17 protein-coding genes are annotated in these 20,227 nt (G+C 60.2%); 14 read left to right on the top strand and 3 right to left on the bottom strand.

What is annotated here, in order from left to right:
* The first annotated feature begins 91 nt into the window (after positions 1-91).
* The 13 genes from AC0L8G_RS14125 (at position 92) to mobA (ending at position 13,007) form a co-directional block, all read left to right on the top strand.
* Positions 92-547, top strand: a complete 456-nt coding sequence (locus AC0L8G_RS14125) for an NADH-quinone oxidoreductase subunit NuoE family protein (RefSeq protein ID WP_473384821.1) — start codon at positions 92-94, stop codon at positions 545-547.
* The gene (locus AC0L8G_RS14120) at positions 548-2,104 is read left to right on the top strand and encodes a formate dehydrogenase beta subunit (protein WP_473384820.1); all 1,557 of its coding nucleotides are present in this window, start codon (positions 548-550) and stop codon (positions 2,102-2,104) included.
* A gap of 36 nt (positions 2,105-2,140) precedes the next feature.
* Positions 2,141-5,005 (top strand): formate dehydrogenase subunit alpha, encoded by a 2,865-nt coding sequence (gene fdhF, locus AC0L8G_RS14115; RefSeq protein WP_473384819.1) that lies wholly within the window; start codon positions 2,141-2,143, stop codon positions 5,003-5,005.
* 1 nt (position 5,006) lies between these two features.
* Complete coding sequence (gene fdhD / locus AC0L8G_RS14110) at positions 5,007-5,804, top strand: formate dehydrogenase accessory sulfurtransferase FdhD (RefSeq protein WP_473384818.1); 798 nt, start codon at positions 5,007-5,009, stop codon at positions 5,802-5,804.
* A gap of 59 nt (positions 5,805-5,863) precedes the next feature.
* The gene (locus AC0L8G_RS14105; protein ID WP_473384817.1) at positions 5,864-7,564 is read left to right on the top strand and encodes a formate--tetrahydrofolate ligase; all 1,701 of its coding nucleotides are present in this window, start codon (positions 5,864-5,866) and stop codon (positions 7,562-7,564) included.
* Between the two features lie 27 nt (positions 7,565-7,591).
* Positions 7,592-8,317, top strand: a complete 726-nt coding sequence (locus tag AC0L8G_RS14100) for a class I SAM-dependent methyltransferase (RefSeq protein ID WP_473384816.1) — start codon at positions 7,592-7,594, stop codon at positions 8,315-8,317.
* A 70-nt stretch (positions 8,318-8,387) separates the two neighbouring features.
* Positions 8,388-9,392 carry a GTP 3',8-cyclase MoaA gene (gene moaA, locus AC0L8G_RS14095; RefSeq protein ID WP_473384815.1) on the top strand — a complete coding sequence of 335 codons (1,005 nt, stop codon included), beginning with the start codon at positions 8,388-8,390 and terminating at the stop codon, positions 9,390-9,392.
* Position 9,393: 1 nt separating this feature from the next.
* Positions 9,394-9,645: a MoaD/ThiS family protein gene (locus AC0L8G_RS14090; RefSeq protein WP_473384814.1), complete on the top strand. Its 252-nt coding sequence runs from the start codon at positions 9,394-9,396 to the stop codon at positions 9,643-9,645.
* Positions 9,646-9,661: 16 nt separating this feature from the next.
* Complete coding sequence (locus tag AC0L8G_RS14085) at positions 9,662-10,129, top strand: molybdenum cofactor biosynthesis protein MoaE (RefSeq protein ID WP_473384813.1); 468 nt, start codon at positions 9,662-9,664, stop codon at positions 10,127-10,129.
* Complete coding sequence (gene moaB / locus AC0L8G_RS14080; protein WP_473384812.1) at positions 10,129-10,659, top strand: molybdenum cofactor biosynthesis protein B; 531 nt, start codon at positions 10,129-10,131, stop codon at positions 10,657-10,659. The genes AC0L8G_RS14085 and moaB overlap by 1 nt, the downstream gene beginning before the upstream one ends.
* A gap of 45 nt (positions 10,660-10,704) precedes the next feature.
* Positions 10,705-11,142 (top strand): cyclic pyranopterin monophosphate synthase MoaC, encoded by a 438-nt coding sequence (gene moaC / locus AC0L8G_RS14075; RefSeq protein WP_473388873.1) that lies wholly within the window; start codon positions 10,705-10,707, stop codon positions 11,140-11,142.
* A gap of 3 nt (positions 11,143-11,145) precedes the next feature.
* Complete coding sequence (locus AC0L8G_RS14070; protein WP_473384811.1) at positions 11,146-12,321, top strand: molybdopterin molybdotransferase MoeA; 1,176 nt, start codon at positions 11,146-11,148, stop codon at positions 12,319-12,321.
* A 95-nt stretch (positions 12,322-12,416) separates the two neighbouring features.
* Positions 12,417-13,007 carry a molybdenum cofactor guanylyltransferase gene (gene mobA, locus AC0L8G_RS14065; protein WP_473384810.1) on the top strand — a complete coding sequence of 197 codons (591 nt, stop codon included), beginning with the start codon at positions 12,417-12,419 and terminating at the stop codon, positions 13,005-13,007.
* Here mobA and AC0L8G_RS14060 read toward each other — a convergent pair.
* The 3 genes from AC0L8G_RS14060 to putA all read right to left on the bottom strand — a co-directional run bounded on the left by AC0L8G_RS14060 (position 13,004) and on the right by putA (position 18,802).
* Positions 13,004-13,819, bottom strand: coding sequence for a LytR/AlgR family response regulator transcription factor (locus AC0L8G_RS14060; protein ID WP_473384809.1), 816 nt, complete (start codon positions 13,817-13,819; stop codon positions 13,004-13,006). The two genes, mobA and AC0L8G_RS14060, sit on opposite strands and share 4 nt — an antisense overlap.
* On the bottom strand, positions 13,816-15,003 hold the full coding sequence (locus AC0L8G_RS14055) for a sensor histidine kinase (protein WP_473384808.1): 1,188 nt from the start codon (positions 15,001-15,003) through the stop codon (positions 13,816-13,818). The genes AC0L8G_RS14060 and AC0L8G_RS14055 overlap by 4 nt, the downstream gene beginning before the upstream one ends.
* Before the next feature lie 127 nt (positions 15,004-15,130).
* Positions 15,131-18,802, bottom strand: coding sequence for a bifunctional proline dehydrogenase/L-glutamate gamma-semialdehyde dehydrogenase PutA (gene putA, locus AC0L8G_RS14050; protein ID WP_473384807.1), 3,672 nt, complete (start codon positions 18,800-18,802; stop codon positions 15,131-15,133).
* Between the two features lie 199 nt (positions 18,803-19,001).
* On the opposite strand from putA, the gene AC0L8G_RS14045 reads away from it, so the two are divergent.
* Complete coding sequence (locus tag AC0L8G_RS14045) at positions 19,002-20,210, top strand: acetyl-CoA C-acetyltransferase (RefSeq protein WP_473384806.1); 1,209 nt, start codon at positions 19,002-19,004, stop codon at positions 20,208-20,210.
* The last annotated feature ends 17 nt before the right edge of the window (positions 20,211-20,227 follow it).

Here is a 20,227-nt window from a genome sequence, read left to right as displayed (position 1 = left end):
AGCGCCATCCTGCCTACCGGATTTCATAAGGGAATCTGGAGGAATATATGTTACGACTCAATCTTGTAGCTACAGAACCGGGCCCAAAAACGTGACGCTAGCCAATATCATCGAACCCTTTGTCGGCCGCACCGGCGGTCTCATCACTGCGCTTCATGCAGTGCAAAAAGCGCACGGGTTTCTGCCTGCGGAAACTGAGGCCGTCGCGGCGGATGTTTTCAACCTTTCGCGCGCCGAGGTGAAAGGCGTCATCAGTTTTTACCATGACTTCAAACGTGAGCCGCAAGGCAAGACCGTTGTGCGTGTTTGTGCGGCCGAAGCCTGTCAGGCGGTTGGCGGGCGCGAACTGGTCGCCGATCTTGAAAAGAAACTCGCGGTGAAGATGGGCGAGACCAGCGCGTCGAAAGATCTGACGCTGGAACCTGTCTATTGTCTCGGGCTTTGTTCCTGCGCGCCGGCGGCGATGGTCGGCGACAAACTTTTAGCGTGGGTGGATTCAGGCAAGGTCATCAACGCGATTGAGAAGTCGAAAAAGGAGCATGCGTAAATGTCAGTGCTCAAACTTTTTCTGCCGCTTGATTCCGCCGCAGTCGCGCTTGGCGCGGACGAACTCGCCGACGCGTTGAAGACGGAAGCGGCGAAACGCAAAATCGACCTGACGCTGGTTCGCACAGGATCGCGCGGCATGCACTGGCTGGAGCCGTTGCTGGAAGTTGAAAAGAATGGCGTGCGCATCGGCTATGGTTCTGCGCAGGAAAGCGATGCGGGTTCGCTGCTGGATGCGATCGCTGGCGACGGCGCCCATGAAAAATCTATCGGCGCCGTTGAAGAATTTCCCTTTATCAAAAATCAGACGCGGCTGATCTTCGGCCGCTGCGGTGTTGTCGATCCGGTTTCCGCCGAGGACTATCTGGCCCAGGGCGGCTATGCCGGGCTCGACAAGGCGCTGAAAATGGACAGCGCCGCGCAATGCGAGGAAGTGATGACGTCAGGCCTGCGCGGTCGCGGCGGCGCGGGTTTCCCCGCGGGCATCAAATGGAAGACCGTCGCCGGCGCGCAAGCGGATCAGAAATACATTGTCGTCAATGCCGATGAAGGCGACAGCGGCACCTTCGCCGACCGGATGATCATGGAGGGCGATCCCTTCACCCTGATCGAGGGCATGACCATTGCCGGCGTCGCGGTGGGCGCCACGGAAGGCTATATATACCTGCGTTCGGAATATCCGGTCGCTGCGCGAGTGTTGAACGAAGCGCTCGCCAATGCACGCAAGGCCGGACTGCTCGGCCCCAATGTGCGCGGCTCGGGCAAGGCTTTCGACATTGAAGTCTTTATGGGCGCGGGCGCCTATATTTGCGGTGAAGAAACATCGCTGCTCAACAGCCTTGAGGGCAAGCGCGGCGAAGTGCGCGCGAAGCCGCCACTGCCGGCGCTTGAAGGTCTCTTCGGCAAGCCGACGCTGGTGCACAATGTCATTTCGCTTTGTTCGGTTCCGGCGATCTTTGAAAAAGGGGCCGCCTTTTATCGCGATTACGGCATGGGCAAGTCGACCGGCACCATGCCGTTCCAGATCGCGGGCAATGTAAAACAGGGCGGTCTTTACGAGACGGCATTCGGCGTTTCCTTGCGTGAATTGGTGGAAGAGATCGGCGGCGGTTCACTAAGCGGTCGGCCAATTCGCGCAGTGCAGATTGGCGGACCGCTCGGCGCCTATTTGCCGCCGCGCCTGTTCGATCTCAAAATGGACTACGAGACGATGCTGGCCAATGGCGCAGGCGTCGGCCATGGCGGCCTGGTGGTCTATGATGACAGCGTGAACCTGCTTGAACAGGCGCGTTACGCCTTTGAATTTTGCGTCGAAGAATCCTGCGGCAAGTGCACGCCATGCCGGGTGGGTTCGGTCCGCGGCGTTGAAACCGTCGACAAGATCAAGGCCGGCGATGAGCGCGACAAGAACCTGACGGTTCTCGACGACCTTTGCGAGTTGATGGTTGACGGTTCGCTTTGCGCGATGGGCGGCATGACGCCGATCCCGGTGCAGAGCGCGATAAAACATTTCCCGGAAGATTTCGGGGTTAAACCCGCCCTCGCGGCGGCGGAGTAATACGCCGCGAAGGCGGCAGATAGGGAGAAGGCGATTATGGCCCTCTTAGTAGAAAAAGATTACGGCACCCCGAAACCGAAGCACAAAGACGGCGTCGGTAAAAAAGTCACCGTCGAGATTGACGGCTTCAATGTCGAGGTCGAGGAGGGCGCCAGCGTCATGCGCGCCGCTGCAGAGATTGGCATTTCCGTGCCGAAGCTTTGCGCCACCGACATGGTGAAGTCCTTCGGTTCCTGCCGTCTCTGTCTGGTCGAGATTGACGGCGTCAAAGGCACGCCCGCTTCCTGTACGACGCCGGTGCGCGAGGGGATGAAGATCCACACGCAAACCGACCGGTTGGCGAAACTGCGCCGCGGCGTCATGGAACTCTACATCTCGGACCACCCGCTGGACTGCCTGACCTGTTCTGACAATGGCGACTGCGAATTGCAGGATATGGCCGGCGCTGTCGGCCTGCGCGAAGTGCGTTACGGCCATGATGGTGAAAACCACACGGCGTTGGAAAAAGACGTTTCCAATCCGTATTTCGAATATGACGCCTCTAAATGCATTGTCTGTTCGCGCTGCGTGCGCGCTTGCGACGAAGTGCAAGGAACGCTGGCGCTGACGATTGAGGGACGCGGCTTCGACTCGCGCGTCTCTGTTGGCGGTTCAAACTTCTTTGATTCCGAGTGCGTTTCCTGCGGCGCCTGCGTACAGGCTTGCCCGACCGCGACACTGCAAGAAAAAACCGTGGTTGATCATGGCGTGCCGGATCGCACCGTCCTGACCACCTGCGCCTATTGCGGCGTCGGCTGTTCTTTCAAGGCGGAATTGAAGGGCGATCAGGTTATCCGCATGACGCCGCACAAGGACGGCAAGGCCAATCACGGTCATTCTTGCGTCAAGGGCCGTTTCGCCTGGGGCTACGCCACGCATAATGACCGGATCACCAGCCCGATGATCCGCGACAAGATCACCGATCCCTGGCGCGAAGTGAGCTGGGAAGAAGCGGTGAATTTCGCCGCTATGCGGTTGAAAGCGACGCAGGAAAAATACGGCCGCAAATCAATCGGCGCGATTTCTTCTTCGCGTTGCACGATTGAAGAAGTCTGGGCGGTCGTGAAAATGGTCCGCACCGCCTTCGGCAACAACAATATCGACACTTGCGCGCGGGTTTGTCATTCGCCGACCGGTTATGGCCTGAACCAGACCTTCGGGACGTCAGCGGGGACGCAGGATTTCGACAGTGTTGAAGAATCCGATGTGGTGTTGATCATCGGCGCCAATCCGACCGACGCGCATCCGGTGTTCGCTTCGCAGATGAAGCGCCGACTGCGCGAAGGCGCCAAGCTGATCATCATGGATCCGCGCGCGATTGATCTTGTCAAAACACCGCATATTGAAGCGGCGCATCATTTGCCGCTGCAGCCGGGAACCAATGTCGCCATGGTCAATGCTTTCGCGCATGTGGCGGCGACGGAAGGCCTGATCGATGAAGCCTTCATCAAGGAACGCTGCGATCTGGAATCGTTCCGCGAATGGCTCGACTTCGTAAAGGGCAAGGAAAATTCACCGGAGGAAGTTTCCAAAATCTCATGTGTGCCCGCCGAAGACATTCGCGCAGCAGCGCGGCTCTATGCGACGGGCGGCAATGCGGCGATCTATTACGGCCTCGGCGTGACGGAACACAGCCAGGGCTCGACCATGGTCATGGGCATGGCCAACCTCGCCATGGCGACCGGCAATATCGGCCGGCGCGGCGTCGGCGTGAACCCGCTGCGCGGTCAGAACAATGTGCAGGGCTCATGCGATATGGGTTCGTTCCCGCATGAATTCTCCGCCTATCGTTCGGTCACCAATGATGCGGCGCGCGAGCTTTTCTCAAAGGCATGGGGCCGCGAACAGGACGCCGAGCCTGGCTACCGCATCCCGAATATGTTCGATGAAGCGATCGCCGGAAACTACAAGGGGCTTTACGTTCAAGGCGAAGACATCGCCCAGTCCGACCCCAACACGCATCATGTCGAGGCTGCGTTAAAAGCTATGGATTGCATTATCGTGCAGGATCTTTTCCTGAACGAAACGGCGCGCTTCGCCCATGTCTTCTTCCCGGGCACGTCCTTCCTGGAGAAGGACGGCTGCTTCATCAACGCAGAGCGGCGCATCAACCGCGTTCGCCCGGCCATGCGGTCGCAAACCGGCATCGAAGAATGGGAAGCGACGCAAATGCTGACCAACGCGCTCGGCTATGCGGAGATGAACTATCAGAACGCTTCGGAGATCATGGACGAGATCGCCGAGCTGACGCCGACTTTCGCGCATGTCTCCCATGAAATGCTGGATGAGCGCGGCAGCGTGCAATGGCCCTGCAACGATGATGCGCCGGACGGCACGCCGATCATGCATGTGGACGGGTTTGTGCGCGGCAAAGGTCTCTTCGTGGTGACGGAATATGTTCCGACAACGGAGAAAACCAACCGGAAATTCCCGCTCATTCTGACCACGGGCCGCATCCTGTCGCAGTATAATGTGGGCGCGCAAACGCGGCGCACGCATAATAGCGACTGGCACGAAGAAGATGTGCTGGAAATCCATCCGTCCGATGCGCAGACCCGCGGCGTGCAGGATGGGCACTGGGTTTCGATCCGCAGCCGCATGGGCGAGATCACGCTGAAGGCGCTGATCTCCGACCGCATGGCGCCGGGCGTCGTCTATACGACCTTCCACCACCCGGAAACGGGCGCCAATGTGGTCACCACCGAAAACTCCGACTGGGCGACGAGCTGTCCGGAATATAAAGTGACCGCCGTTGAGGTCGCGCCGGCCAATCACAAATCCCAGTGGCAGGAGACCTATGAGGCGACGACGCCGGATCTGCGCCGAATTCTGGAGCGCGGCGTCGTAGAACCTGCGGAGTAGGATGACGGTTTTTCGCACGCTTGGGGAAGCGCCGCCGCGCGAGCGCGAGGCGGCGGTTTCCGGCGGTGACGCAAAACAATGGCGAGTGCCGGAAGAAACGCCGGTCGCCTTTGTCTACAATCGACGCAACTATGCGGTGATGCTGGCGACGCCTTCCGACATGGAAGACTTCTCTGTCGGCTTTTCGCTGACCGAGCGTGTGGTCGATTCAATAGATGAAATAGCGTCCGTCGATATTCATCAGAGCGAACGCGGCATCGAACTGCATCTTTCCATCGCGCCGGAAAAACTGGAGCGCCTCGATCTGCGGCAACAACGGCGCAATCTGGTGGGCCGCGCCGGATGCGGCATTTGCGGGCTGGAAAACGCCGAGATGTTTTTCGAAACCCTGCCGCGCGTCGATGAAACCCCGGCAGAGATCGCGCCTGCGTCTCTTGTCTGTGCGCTCGGCGAATTGCGCGGGCGCCAGCCGCTGAACCAGCTAACCAAAACCGTGCATGGCGCCGCCTGGGCGTCGCTTGACGGCGCCATCATAACTGCGCGCGAAGATGTCGGGCGACACAATGCGCTCGACAAATTGCTGGGCGCGCTCGCCCGGGAGAAGGCTGATCTGGCGGCGGGGTTTGTATTGATGTCGAGCCGCTGTTCCTATGAGATTATTGAAAAATGCGCCCGCCTGGGCGTCGGTGCCGTGGCCAGCGTTTCGGGCCCGACCGCCTTCGCGATTGCGAAAGCCCGCGAAGCAAATATTTCGCTTTACTGCCGAGATGGAAACGGTTTTGTTCGCGCGGCCCCATAAATGTATGTTATACATACAATCAAAAGCAGGGAGGGCCGGATAACCCGGCTTTAAAAAGCATGACACAAGACAATTTGCCCGCCCCGGGCGCGCCGGATATCGAAATCGCGCGCGCCGCCAAAATGGACCCCATTCTGCCGCTGGCCGAAAAGCGCCTCGGCGTGCCGCCGGAAGCGCTGGTGCCGCACGGGCATTTCAAAGCCAAGGTCTCGCTCGACTACATCAACTCCCTGAAGAGCAAAAAAGACGGCAAGCTCGTGCTGGTCACGGCGATCACGCCGACCCCGGCGGGCGAGGGCAAAACCACGACCAGCGTCGGTCTCACCGATGGCTTGAATGTCGTCGGCGTCAACGCAATGGTCTGTCTGCGCGAGCCATCGCTCGGGCCTTGCTTCGGCATGAAGGGCGGCGCCGCCGGCGGCGGTCGCGCGCAAGTCATTCCGATGGAAGACATCAACCTTCATTTCAACGGCGACTTCCATGCGATCACATCTGCGCATTCTTTGCTGGCGGCGTTGATCGACAATCACATTTACTGGGGCAACGAACAGAATATTGACCCGCGCCGCGTCAGCCTGCGCCGTGTTGTCGATATGAATGACCGCGCCTTGCGCAACATCGTTATCGGCCTTGGCGGTCCGCCTAATGGCGTGCCGCGCGAAAATGGCTTCGACATCACGGTCGCCTCCGAGATCATGGCGATCCTCTGCCTCGCAAACGACATCGCCGATTTGCAGAAACGCCTTGGCGACATGATCATTGGCCGCCGCTACGACAAGACAGCGGTGACGGCGCGCGATGTGGGCGCTGACGGCGCCATGGCAGTGCTGTTGAAAGATGCGCTGCAGCCCAACCTGGTGCAGACAATCGAACATAACCCTGCCTTCATCCATGGCGGTCCGTTTGCGAATATCGCTCATGGCTGCAACTCGGTGATGGCGACAAAGACGGCGCTCAAGCTTGCCGATGTGGTGGTGACGGAAGCCGGTTTCGGCGCTGACCTCGGCGCGGAGAAATTCCTCGACATCAAATGCCGCCAGTCAGGCCTGTGGCCGGATGCCGTGGTGCTGGTCGCCACGGTGCGCGCGCTTAAAATGCAGGGCGGCGTTGCGAAAGGCGATCTCAGCGCGCCGAATGCGGGCGCGGTTGAGAAAGGCTCGGTCAATCTTCGCCGTCACATCACCAATCTGAAAAAATACGGCCTCAACCCGGTCGTGGCGATCAACCACTTCATTCACGACACCGACGAAGAAGTCGCCGTGATTAAAAAACTGGGCGAAGAGCTCGGCGTGACCGTCTCGCTGTCCAAACATTGGGCTGAAGGCGGCAAGGGCGCGGTTGACCTGGCCAATGCGGTCAAAGCCGAGCTCGACAAGGGCGCGGGCGAGGGCAAGCTGCTCTACCCGAATGATGCGCCGCTGGCGACGAAGATCGAGACCGTGGCGAAAGAGATCTATGGCGCTTCCGGGATCATGCTGTCCAAGGCCGCGCAAACCAGCCTCAAGGAGTTTGAGGCGCTCGGCTTCGGTCACGTTCCTGTGTGCATCGCCAAGACGCAATACAGCTTCTCGACCGACCCGACCAATCTCGGCGCCCCGTCCGACCACACGCTGGAAGTGCGCGAAGCGCGGCTTTCCGCCGGCGCGGGCTTTGTTGTCGCGGTCTGCGGCGACATCATGACCATGCCGGGCTTGCCGAAAAAGCCGGCGGCGCTTGAGATCGGCCTCGACAAGAACGGCCAGATCGTTGGGCTTGCCTAAACGAGTCCTGCATCGCAGGGTTTAGCGATGCAGGACATATACGACCCTTCCTATGTAAAAGGCGTGTTCGACCGCTGTTCAGGGCGCTATATCGCGTTCAGCTACGCCTGTTCTCTTGGCTTTACCGAACGCTGGCGGCGGCAATGCGTCGAAGCCTTGCCGCCTTCAGCAAGTTCTTGCACAAAAGGTTATGACCTGATGGCGGGAACCGGCGAAGTCTGGCCGCATCTGCTGCGTGCAAACAAGAACATCGAAGCGATCACTGCGGTTGATATTTCTTCGGGCATGCACAAGCGCGCCGTGAAGCGGCTTCACGTCATGCGTTCTGAGATGATCGAGTTTGTCGAGGATGATGTCCTTGAGAGCGCGCTGCCGGACGAAAGCGCGGATTTCGTGATTTCCACATTTGGGCTCAAGACCTTCAACCTTGAGCAGCAGGAGAGGCTTGCCGCGCTCACGGCGCGTGTCCTGAAACCGGGAGGCGTTTACTCCTTTATCGAAGCGTCAGATCCAAAAGGATGGGCGCTGCGCCCGCTCTACCTTTTTCACCTCAAAGGCGTGCTTCCGCTTGTGGAGAAGACTTTCTTACAAGGCGCGCAGGATTTCTCCATGATCGGTGCGTATTGTATGCGTTTTGGCGATATTGCGCCGTTTGCCAGCCGATTGAAGCTGGAGGGTTTGTCAGCCGAGGTTCGGAAATACTTTTTCGGCTGCGCCACCGGCGTTTCGGGTCGAAAGCCGGATAACCCCTAACATGTTCTTGAACGCCGGGCCTGAAGCCCAAATTGCTGCAAGACCGATAATTGTGTAAGATCATAAACCTATGTCGCTGAAAACATTGACTGACACATTCGGCCGCCAGATCACCTATCTCCGTCTTTCGGTGACGGACCGGTGCGATCTGCGCTGCACCTATTGCATGGCGGAGGAAATGACATTCCTCCCCAAGCGCGATGTGTTGAGTCTCGAAGAACTCGAACGGCTTGCGGGCGCCTTCATCGATCGCGGCGTTAAAAAAATCCGCATCACCGGCGGCGAGCCGCTGGTGCGCCGGGACATCATGACCTTGATGGCGCGGCTCGAGCGCCGTCTCGAAAAGGGCGATTTCGACGAGCTGACGCTGACCACTAACGGCACGCAGCTTGTTCATCATGCGGATGTTCTGAAATCGCTTGGCGTCGACCGCATCAACGTGTCGCTCGACACGCTGGACGATGCGAAGTTCGAAACGCTGACCCGTCGCGACCGGCTTAGTCAGGTGCTGCGCGGCCTCGATGCAGCGCAGAATGCCGGGCTGAAGGTCAAGATCAACACCGTGGCGCTTAAAGGCGTCAATGAGGATGAAATCCCGGCGATGATCGAATGGGCCCATGGCCGCGGCATGGAGATGACGCTGATCGAAGTGATGCCGCTTGGCGAAATCGAAGAGGACCGCGTCGATCAATATCTGCCGCTGACGGTGGTGCGGGACGCGCTGGACGCGCGCTGGACGCTGACGCCCATTGAAAAGAAAACCGGCGGACCGGCGCGTTACGTCAAGGTTGAAGAAACCGGCGGCGTGCTCGGGCTGATCACACCGCTCACCAACAATTTCTGCGCCGGGTGCAACCGCGTGCGCGTCACTTGCACCGGCGAGATTTATATGTGCCTCGGTCATGGCGACAAGATTGATCTGCGCGCGGCGATGCGCGGCGACAATCCCGATGCGGCGCTGAACGATGCGCTCGACCGGGCGATGATGAAAAAGCCGGAACGCCACGCCTTCGACATAAAAGATCGCGGCGCTGCGCCGGCCGTTGCGCGGCATATGTCTGTCACGGGAGGCTGAGATGGCGCGGATTTTGTTTTTCGGCAAGCTGGGTGACGCGGCCGGCGGTCGCTCGCGCGACATGGCGCTTGGCGCGAACACGCGGACGGTCAACGACCTCGTTTCGGTGCTGGGCGCGGCGGACGCGCCGCTTGGCGCAATGCTCAATGAAAAATCCGTGCGCGTCATCATCAATGAGCTGGTCGCCGGCCGTGACGCGGTGATTGGCGATGAAGACGAGATCGCCTTCCTGCCGCCGGTGAGCGGCGGCTGATCATGATCTGCGCCTTATGATCCGTGTTTGCACAACGCCATTCGATCCGGGGGCGGAGCTTTCCGCTTTTGAGCGCAAGGCGGCGGATGCGGGCGCGGTGGTGAGCTTCCTTGGCAAGGTGCGCGGCGCGGCGGATGGCGAAAATGTTTCGGGACTGTATCTGGAGCACTATCCGGGCGTCACCGAGCAGTCCATTGAAGAGATTGAGACCACGGCGAAATCGCGCTGGTCGATTGACGCTGCGCTGATCCTTCACCGGGTCGGGCGCCTCGCGCCGGGCGAGCCGATCGTTCTTGTCTGCGTGGCGAGCAAGCACCGCCGCGAAGCCTTTGAAGCGGCGGATTTTCTCATGGATTACCTCAAGACCGAGGCGATATTCTGGAAAAAGGAAACACGCGCGGACAGCGAAGCATGGATTGAACCCCGCGAAGGTGACTATAAAGACGCCGCCCGCTGGCGAGCGACGGGGCGAAAGGAAAACTAGTGCAGGGCATTAACGAGGAATTGGAATTCAAGCCGGTGCGCGTCGCCATTTTGACGGTTACCGACACGCGCACCCGCGCCACGGACACCTCCGGCGATGTGCTGGCGGGGCGGGTCGAGGCGGCGGGGCATGTTCTTGCTGCGCGCGATCTGGTGCGCGACGACATTGAGGCGATCCGCAAGGTTGTGAATGCCTGGATCGAAGACCCGCAAGTCGATGTGGTCATCTCCACCGGCGGCACCGGGCTCACCGGCCGTGACGTGACGGTGGAAGCGCTTCGTCCGCTTTTTGAAAAAGAGATCGAAGGCTTTTCGGTGATCTTTCATCAGGTGAGTTTTCAAAGCGTCGGTCTCTCCACCTTGCAGTCGCGCGCCTGCGGAGGCGTTGCGAAGGGCACCTTCATTTTCTGCTTGCCGGGCTCAAACGGCGCGGTGAAGGACGGCTGGGACAAGGTGATTTCCTACCAGCTCGATTCCCGCCACAAGCCCTGCAATCTCGTTGAACTCATGCCGCGACTATTGGAAAAGTAAGTGTCGAAGGATCTCACCCATTTTGACGAAGCCGGTCGCCCGCGCATGGTCGATGTTTCTGCAAAGTCAGAAACCGAACGGCGCGCCGTGGCGCAGGGCCGCGTGGCGTTCGCGCCGGAGAGCTACAAGACGGTGCGTTCGGGCGGCGTTAAAAAGGGTGATGTCGCATCGGTCGCCGAACTGGCGGGCATTATGGGCGCAAAGCGCACCAGCGACCTTATCCCGCTCTGTCATCCGCTGCCGATCACTGGCGTCAAGCTGCACATTGAAGCTGATGATGCGGCCTGCGCTTTTGTTGTGACGGCCGAGGTGAAAACCACGGGCAAGACCGGCGTTGAAATGGAAGCGCTGACCGCCGTGATGACCGCATGCCTGACGATCTATGACATGGCGAAAGCGGTCGACAAATCCATGGTGATTGAGGATGTGAAGCTGGTCGAGAAATCCGGCGGCAAATCCGGCGACTTCAAGCGCGGTGAATAGACCATGCTAAGCGTGGAAGAAGCCATCGCCGCGGTTCTTGACGGCGCGGAGCCGCTGGGTGCTGAACAGGTCGGGTTGGCCGATCTTCCCGGACGCATCGCAACGCAGGACGTTTTGGCGCGGATGACGCAGCCGCCCTTCGCCGCTTCGGCGATGGATGGTTATGCGGTGCGTTTTGCAGATATGCGCCCCGGGGCGATGTTGAGACTTATCGGCGAAGCGCCGGCGGGCGCGCCCTTTAACGGCGCCCTGGGGCAGGGCGAGGCGGTGCGGGTTTTCACCGGCGCGGTCGTGCCCGAAGGCGCAGACCATGTGATCATTCAGGAAGACGTGTCGCGCGACGGCGATGCGATTACGATTAATGAACCGCAGGAACGCCCGCGCAATATTCGCGCCGCCGGGATCGACTTCAAGCAAGGCGATATGCTGGCGCAGGCCGGAACGCGATTGCATGAAATACATGGCGCGATTTTCGCCGCCGCCAATATCGCCGAGATTTCTGTATATCGCCGCCCGCGCGTCGCCGTGTTTTCCAATGGCGACGAGTTAATGGAGCCCGGTGCAGACTTGAAGCCCGGCCATATCATCAATTCAAACCATTACGCATTATGCGCGTTGATCGACCGTTGGGGCGGCGAAGCGACCTATCTCGGCTGCGCATCCGATGACGAAGCCGCCATTCGCGACTGTTTCAAACGCGGCGCGGCGGCGGATATTATTGTGCCCATCGGCGGCGCATCGGTTGGCGATTATGATTATGTAAAATCCGCTTTCGCCAAAGAAGGCGGCGAAGAGCGGTTTTCGAAAGTCGCCGTTCGTCCGGGCAAGCCAACATGGTGCGGGCGGTTGGGCAATGCGCGCATTGTCGGCCTGCCGGGTAATCCGGCATCGGCGATTGTCACCGCCGCCTTGTTCGTGCAGCCGCTGGTGCGCCGCCTTTCGGGTGAGCAATGGGCGGCGCCATTCGCCACTGCGACGCTGACCGCGCCGCTGGACGGCAATGGCGGGCGGGAAGCCTATTTGCGCAGCATCGTAAAGGACGGGCGGATTGCACCGGCGCCCAATCAGGACAGTTCATTGCTCTTTCCCTTTGGCGAGGCGAATGCGTTGATCCGCCGGAAGGCGCAGGCCCCGGCGGCGCAGCCCGGCGAGGTGGTTGAGTTCGTATGGTTACGCTGACTTTCATCGCCGGCAACGGCGCCGCCGATAAAACACCTTCAGGCGAGGGCGCAAAGGCATGATTTTCCGGCCCTTTCCGCAGCGGAGATCAGGCAATGCAGCAAGCGCCTGACGGAACGCGCATCGGCGTCATCCTCGCCGGCGGCGGCGGGCGGCGCATGGGCGGCGCAGACAAGGGTGCGTTAATGCTCGCCGGCAAGCCCTTGGCGGCGCGGGTTGTTGAACGCCTGGTGCCGCAAGTCGATCATCTTCTGATTTCCGGCGCGCATGATTATGGATCGGGCCTTGTCGTTCTCGCAGACCGCAAGGATGGCCCGGTTGGCCCTGCGGCGGGACTTTGGTCGGCGCTTCACTGGATCGAAGAACATGCGCCGAAAGCGGAAGGCTTCGTGACCGCGCCGGTTGATGGGCCGTTTACGCCCGCCGATCTTTTTGAGCATTTGTCGCGCGGCGATGGTTCCGCCATCGCCAGCGACGGTGAAAACCTGCATCCGACTTTCGGCTATTGGCGATGTGATGCGCTGAGCGCCGCTATTGAAGGCGCGCCGGCAGGATACGGCTTTCCCCTAAAAGAGCTCGCGGAGAAAGTCAGCGCCAGCCACATCCTGTTTGGGGAGGCGAACGCTTTTCTCAATGTGAACACGCCGGAAGACCTGGCGGCTGCCGAGAAAATCCTGCGCAGTTAAAGAAACCGCGCCACCACATCCTTGTAGGATCGCGAGAGTTTCAACTCGGCGCCATTGTCGAGCAAGAGGAAATACTCGCCATTTGAATGGGGGTGGAGTTCCTTGACGCGGTCAATATTCACAATCGCGGATCGGTGAATACGCTGAAAGCGCACCGGGTCGAGCCGTGTCTGCAACGCCTTCATGGTTTCGCGAATGATATGGGTTTTTCCGCCCGCATGGATGCACATATAGTCGCCCGCCGCGTCGATCCATTCGATCTCCGGGGCGTCGAGCACGACAACTTTTGAGCCGTCCTTGAAAGACAAACGCTCCGAATAGCGCTGTTTTTCGCTCCATGCCGGGTCGGCGATCAGTTCCTTGATGCGGTCGCGATCATCATCGGAAAGCGATGCCAGCATTTCGATCAGTTTGGATTCGCGGCTCGCGGCGGCCTTGTTCTTCATGACCTCGCGGGCGCGATGGATCGCGTCGCTCAAGCGCTCTTCCTCCACGGGTTTGACGATGTAATCGAGCGCATTCGCTTCGAAAGCATCGATGGCGTATTTGTCATAGGCGGTGACGAAGATGAATAACGGCGCCGGCGCGCCGATCATGGCGCGCACCACGCCAAAGCCGTCGAGCCCCGGCATCTGGATGTCGAGAAAAACGAGATCCGGCGAATGGGCCTTGATGTCTTTGACCGCTTCACGCCCATTGGCGCACTCGCCGATGACCTCCACTTCAGGAAAAGCCTGAAGCCGGAGTTTAAGCCCGCGCAAGGCAAGCGGTTCATCATCGACTAGGATGACGCGAATTTTTTCGTCTGTCATTGAGTGATATTTCCCCGTGTTTCGTATGGTAATCTAAGCGCGACGCATAAGCCCTGCGGTTCTACATGGCGTAACCGGAATTCGCCGCGGTCCTGATAGAGATAGGAAAGCCGGTCGCGCATATTGACGAGACCGACGCCGGTTTTCACATCGCGCAGCAAGGCTGACGGATCCTCCGGCGCGTTCGGCCCATTGTCGCAAACGCTCATGCAGAGCGTGTTGCCCTCGCGCTTTGCGGCGATGCGGATTTCGCCGCCGCCTTCCATCTGCGCGATGGCGTATTTGATGGCGTTTTCGATAGCCGGTTGCAGGATCAGCGAAGGCACATAGGCGCCCGCCACATCATCATCGATATCGAAGGTGACGCTTAATCGGTCTGCAAAGCGGGTTTTCTCAATCGCGAGATAAAGCTCAAGGGCGCGGACTTCTTCGGCCAGCGTGGTCTTTTGCAATGGGTCGCTGTCGAGCGAGTAGCGCAGAAACGCAGACAATTGCGTCAACATGGAATTGGCTTGCTTGCCGTCCTGCTCAAGCACCAGCGTTGAAATCGCATTCAGCGTATTGAACAGGAAATGCGGGTTGAGCTGGTAGCGCAGCATTTTCAGTTGCGCCTGATCTGCAAGCCGGGCGGACAAAAGGGTGCGTTCCATTTCGTTGCGCAGCTTCAGGTAATAATTGATGCCGAAATAAAATCCGGCCCATGAGCCAAGCAGGAACAGGTTCACCGGCAGGTCGGGCACGATCAGCAACAGATAATTGGTCGTGCCGAGGCTTGCGCCGCGCAAATCCATCCAGGCATTGCCGAACAGAATGCCAAAGGTCTGCGCTTTCATTGCTGACATGGCGACGGCCATAAAGATGGTCGAGGTGAGCACCATGAACAGCAGCAGCACCGGCCCTTGGCGGCGGGCGAAGCGATAGATCGGCCGCGCAAGAATGCTGGTAGTGAGAAATCCGATCAGCGAGGAGGCGACGGAGTAAAGCAAGGAGTCGGTTGAACGCCCGGCGACGAAGGTTGAAACGCTGAGAATGTGGAGCGCAAAAAAGCCGAGCCATCCTGCGATCTGCAGGATCCAGAACATCCGCGCCTTGTCGGCGAAGATCCAGTTCATCCAGGCGCGGCTGCGCCCTTGGCTTGAGATGAATGGTCCCGCGCCGCCGGCGGAAACTTCAAGAGTGCTCATATTTACGGTCTCGGCTTTGTTCATTGAAAATGACCCGTAACGGCGCCGGGGCAAGGGCGCTGCGGTGAACCGCTCTTTACATGCGATGAATGTCGCAGCCCGGCGGAAAATCCAGCAAATAGTAGCCCTATTCGCCGAGAGACAACAATCTGACGTCGCCGCCAGCAGCGGTTGTATTGATGGTTAACGCCCGTTCAACGGCGAAACGCCACGGGGCGTCCCGGCTTGAAAGCAGCGCAAGGATTGGCCCCTGGCGTGTTGCGAGCACAGATTCGATGGCGGCGCGAGCGGCCGGACCGCTGTCGCAGACGACGAGGCGGATGCGCCGGTCGCGCAGCAGCGCGTGAGATGCGTGCGGCCCGGCCATGCTGACGACGCCTTTCGGCGCGCCGGCGGCTTCCAGCGCATCAGCGAGCCTGCTCGCGATTTCGCCTTCCGGGGCGATTACCGTGTTGCCCGCCGCGAGAGAGAGAAGCATCTGACGCAAATCGCCGCCGCCGCCGAGGCAAAGCGCTATCCCCCGGCTTTTCAGCTTTAGCGTGTTGGACTCGCCGGTGGGCCCCGGAAGCTCCGTATTCGTCGTAAATTCAGCGAGCGCGGCGGTGATGTCGCTTTTTAGTTTTGCATCAATCCCGCCAAGTGCGCGCATGGCCGCGTCGAGGAACGGAGCGCGGTCGATGGCGCTCCAGACTCGATAGGCATGAGATGCGGATTCGATAGCGGCTTTTTCCAGCGAGGTTTTTTCGCTGTCCATGATCGGCGCCGCCGCGTCGCCCTCTGGGCGCTCACGCTGGACAAGGGCGGAAAGGTAATGCGGTCCGCCGGCTTTCGGGCCCGTGCCGGAAAGGCCTTCGCCGCCAAAGGGCTGCACGCCGACAACCGCGCCGATCTGATTGCGGTTGACATAGACATTGCCGATGCGCGCGCGCCGCGCCACACGCTCCATGGTTTCGTCTATGCGGGTGTGAACGCCCATAGTCAGGCCATAGCCGAGCGCATTGATGTCATCGACCAGCGCATCGAGCTTGTCGGCGCTGAACCGCAAGACATGCAGCACGGGACCGAAGACCTCGCGCTTGATGTCTGACAGCTTGCGGATCTCGAAGGCGGCGGGGCGGATGAAGGTTCCGCTTACCTCCTGGGCGATCGCAGGGGCAGTGGCGATCAGCGTCTCTTCGATTTTCAGCTTTTCAATATAGTCCTGAATGGATTTCCGGGCTTCGGCGTCGATCACCGGACCCACATCGGTGAACAATTCTGCGGGATCGCCGACAGCCAGTTCCGCCATGGCGCCGCTGAGCATTTCATTGAACCGGTCGGCGATATCTTCCTGCACGCAGACGACGCGGCAGGCAGAGCAGCGCTGACCGGCGCTCTGGAACGCCGATGCGACGGTGTCTTTCACGGCTTGTTCCAACAAGGCCGTGGAATCGATGATCATGGCGTTGATGCCGCCGGTCTCCGCGATTAGCGCCGCATCATGCTTGCCCGCGTCGAGCAGGCTTTGTCGGATGATCTTTGCGACTTCGGTCGAACCGGTGAAGACGACGCCATTCACTTTCGGATGCGCGACCAGCGGCGCTCCGATTGTTGGGCCATCACCGGGTAGATAGTGCAGCGCGCCTGCGGGCGCGCCCGCTTCATGCAGCAGCTTCACCGCCTCGAAGGCGATCAGCGGCGTTTGCTCTGCGGGCTTGGCGATGACGCAATTGCCTGCGGCGAGACCGGCGCTCACTTGCCCCAGGAAAATCGCCAAAGGGAAATTCCATGGGCTAATGCAGGCGATGACGCCGAGCGGCGCGCCGCTCAGTTCTTCGGCGCGGTCCGCGTAATAGCGCAGGAAATCCACCGCCTCGCGCAGTTCGGCGATGGCGTCGGGCCAGGTCTTGCCCGCTTCATAGACGGCGAGGGTGAAGAAGTGCCCGGCGCGTTTTTCCAGCAGGTCCGCGCTCTTGCGCAAAATCGCGGCGCGGCTGGCGGCGGGTGTTCCCGCCCATTCGTCAGCAAAGGCGGCCGCCACCGCGCAGGCGGCGTCAACATCCGCTGCGGCTGCGGTTTCCACATTGCCCACCGGATCATTGGTGAAGGCCGGATTGATGACGGGATGGCGCGCGCCGGCGATCAAGTCGCCATTGATGATGGGCTGCGCTGTCACTGGCGAGAGCTTGCTGCGGATAGCCGGCGACATATGCGCGGCGGTCGGCGGATGCGTTTCGTCCCAGCCCTTGGCGGAGAGGCGTTCGCCCTTGAGGCAGTCGCGCGGCGCCGGGATGTGCGGGTTGGGGTAAGAAGTCAGGGCCGCAATTTCCTCAAGCGGATCGGCGACCACGTCATCCACGGACAAATCCGGATCAATTAACTGGTTGACGAAAGACGAGTTGGCGCCGTTCTCGAGCAAGCGCCGCACCAGATAGGGCAGCAATTCCTTGTGCCCGCCGACGGGCGCGTAGATGCGCGACCTGGCGCCGGTTTCAACCAGATTGTCATGCAGCGCTTCGCCCATGCCATGCAGGCGCTGCAATTCATAATCCTTGTGATCGCCCGCCATCGCTTGAACCATGGCGGCGGAGAGCGCGTTATGCGTGGCGAATTGCGGGAAGAAGACATCGATATTGTCGAACAGCTTGCGGGCGCAGGCGAGATAGCTCACATCGGTGAGCGCCTTGCGAGTGAACACCGGATAGCTTTCCAGCCCCATGACTTGCGCGCGTTTGATTTCGCCGTCCCAGTAAGCGCCTTTGACGAGGCGGACCATGATCCGGCGACCGGTTTCCCGCGACAATGCCGCCAGCCAGTCGAGCACGGGAAGCGCCCGGCGCTGATAGGCCTGGACGACCACGCCGAAACCATCCCAGCCGGTCAGCGCCGGATCGCGCATCAACTGCTCGATGATGTCGAGGGACAGATCGAGGCGGTTGGCTTCTTCCGCGTCGATATTGAATCCCATATTGGCGGCTTTCGCCAACATGGCGAGTTCACAAACCCGGCCGCCAAGTTCAGCGAGCACGCGCGCCTTCTTGCCATATTCATAGCGCGGATGCAGCGCCGACAGCTTCACTGAAATTCCCGGATTCGCCGGGGCGTATTCGTGGCGCGAATGTTTCGCTATGGCGATGATCGCGTTTTTATAGTCGTCGAAAAATTTCTGCGCGTCTTTTTCCGTATGCGCGGCCTCGCCGAGCATGTCGTAGGAAAAGACATAGCCCTTGTCTTCATATTTACGGGCGCGTTTTTGTGCGGCGGCGATGGTTTCGCCAAGTACGAAATGCTCGCCCATAATGCGCATCGCCTGCGCGACAGAAGCCCGGATCACCGGTTCGCCGAGACGATCAAGGGCGTCCTTTGTCGCTTTCGCCATCCGCCGCAGCGGATCCTTCGGCTCCTCATCATCGAGCCACGCAGCGGTGAGCATCAGCGCCCGGGTCGAGAAATTGACCAGCGGGAAGGGGCTCTTGCCCTTATGCGCGCCCCAGTCGCCCGCTTCGAGCTTGTCTTCGATCAAGGCGTCCGCCGTCGCCGCGTCCGGCGTCCTGAGCAGCGCCTCAGCAAGGCGCATCAACGTCACCCCTTCGGCGGTGGAAAGGCCATATTCCTGTAAAAATTTATCAATCAGCCCGGACCGCTCGGCGCTCGCCCGCGCGGCGCGTACGAATTCGGCCGCCCGCGCCTGCGCCTGGTCACGAGTCGCCTCGTCCATGCCCACAATGCTCACAAGTTCAGGAATGAGCGTGTTTTCAGGGGCCAGATATTGATCACGAATGCGCGCCCGTAGCGGCGCCAGCGAGGCATTTTGGGGCATGGTGCTATCCGTATTGGTGCAGTGCGCCCGCCTTACCGCAAGCCGCGAGGCAAGGGAATGCAAGGACGGGCCGAATCCGCGCTGCAACGCGCCATTGCAACCGCCTTCAGCGGGTTCTAACTACTTGACGGAGCCCGCCGCCGAGGCGCGGGCGAGAGATTCAGGCTGTGAAGACCGGACGGTCGAAAGGATGCTCCCCATGACGGAAGCTTATATTTATGACGCAGTGCGCACGCCGCGCGGCAAAGGCAAGTCGGACGGCTCCCTGCATGAGGTGACGCCGGTCGAACTGGCGACGCAAATGCTGGCGGCCCTGCGCGACCGCAACGAGATGGATGCGGGCGAAGTTGAAGATGTGGCGTTCGGTTGCGTCTCGCCAGTGGGCGAGCAGGGCGCGGTGGTCACCCGGACCGCGATTTTGAACGCCGGCTATCCGGACACGACCTCCGGCATTCAGGTCAATCGCTTCTGCGCCTCCGGTCTTGAAGCGATCAACATTGCGGCGGCGAAAGTGAAAGCCGGCGAAGCCGATCTCACCATTGGCGGCGGCGTTGAATCGATGTCGCGCGTGCCCATGGGCTCCGATGGCGGCGCCTGGCCGACCGACCCGGCGACGGCGTTCAAAACCTATTTCGTGCCGCAAGGCGTTTCCGCCGATCTCATCGCCACCAAATACGGATTGTCCCGCGACGATGTGGACGCCTATGCCGTGGAGAGCCAGAAGCGCGCCTCGAAAAGCTGGAGCGAAAAGCGCTTCGCCAAATCCATCGTGCCGGTGAAAGACGTGATCGGCGAAGTGCTGCTTGATCATGACGAGACGATCCGCGCCGAAACCAATATGCAATCGCTGGGCGCGCTCAACCCGTCTTTCACCATGCTCGGTGAAAATTTCGGTTTCGATGCGGTGGCGCTGCAGAAATACGCCGAATATGAAAAGATCAATCACGTCCATCATGCGGGCAACTCCTCCGGCATCGTCGATGGCGCTGCGGCGGTGCTGATCGGCAATGAAGAGGCTGGCAAAAAAATCGGCCTGAAGCCGCGCGCGCGCATTCGCGCCATGGCGTCAATCGGGTCAGAACCGACCATCATGCTCACCGGCCCGGAATTCGCCGCGCAAAAGGCGCTCAAGCGCGCCGGCATGACCAAAGACGATATTGATTTGTGGGAGCTGAATGAAGCTTTCGCCTCCGTCGTGCTGCGCTTCATGCAGGCGCTCGACATTGATCATTCGGACATCAATGTGAATGGCGGCGCCATCGCCATGGGCCATCCGCTGGGCGCGACCGGCGCGATGATTATGGGCACCATGGTCGATGAACTTGAGCGCTCCGGCAAGTCGACGGCGCTCGTCACGCTGTGCATCGGCGCGGGCATGGGCACCGCGACGATCATTGAGCGCGTTTAATTTCACATTTTGAGACG

Source organism: Hyphococcus sp. D3-15 (genome assembly GCF_055809375.1).
This window is presented reverse-complemented; position numbering and strand designations above follow the sequence as displayed.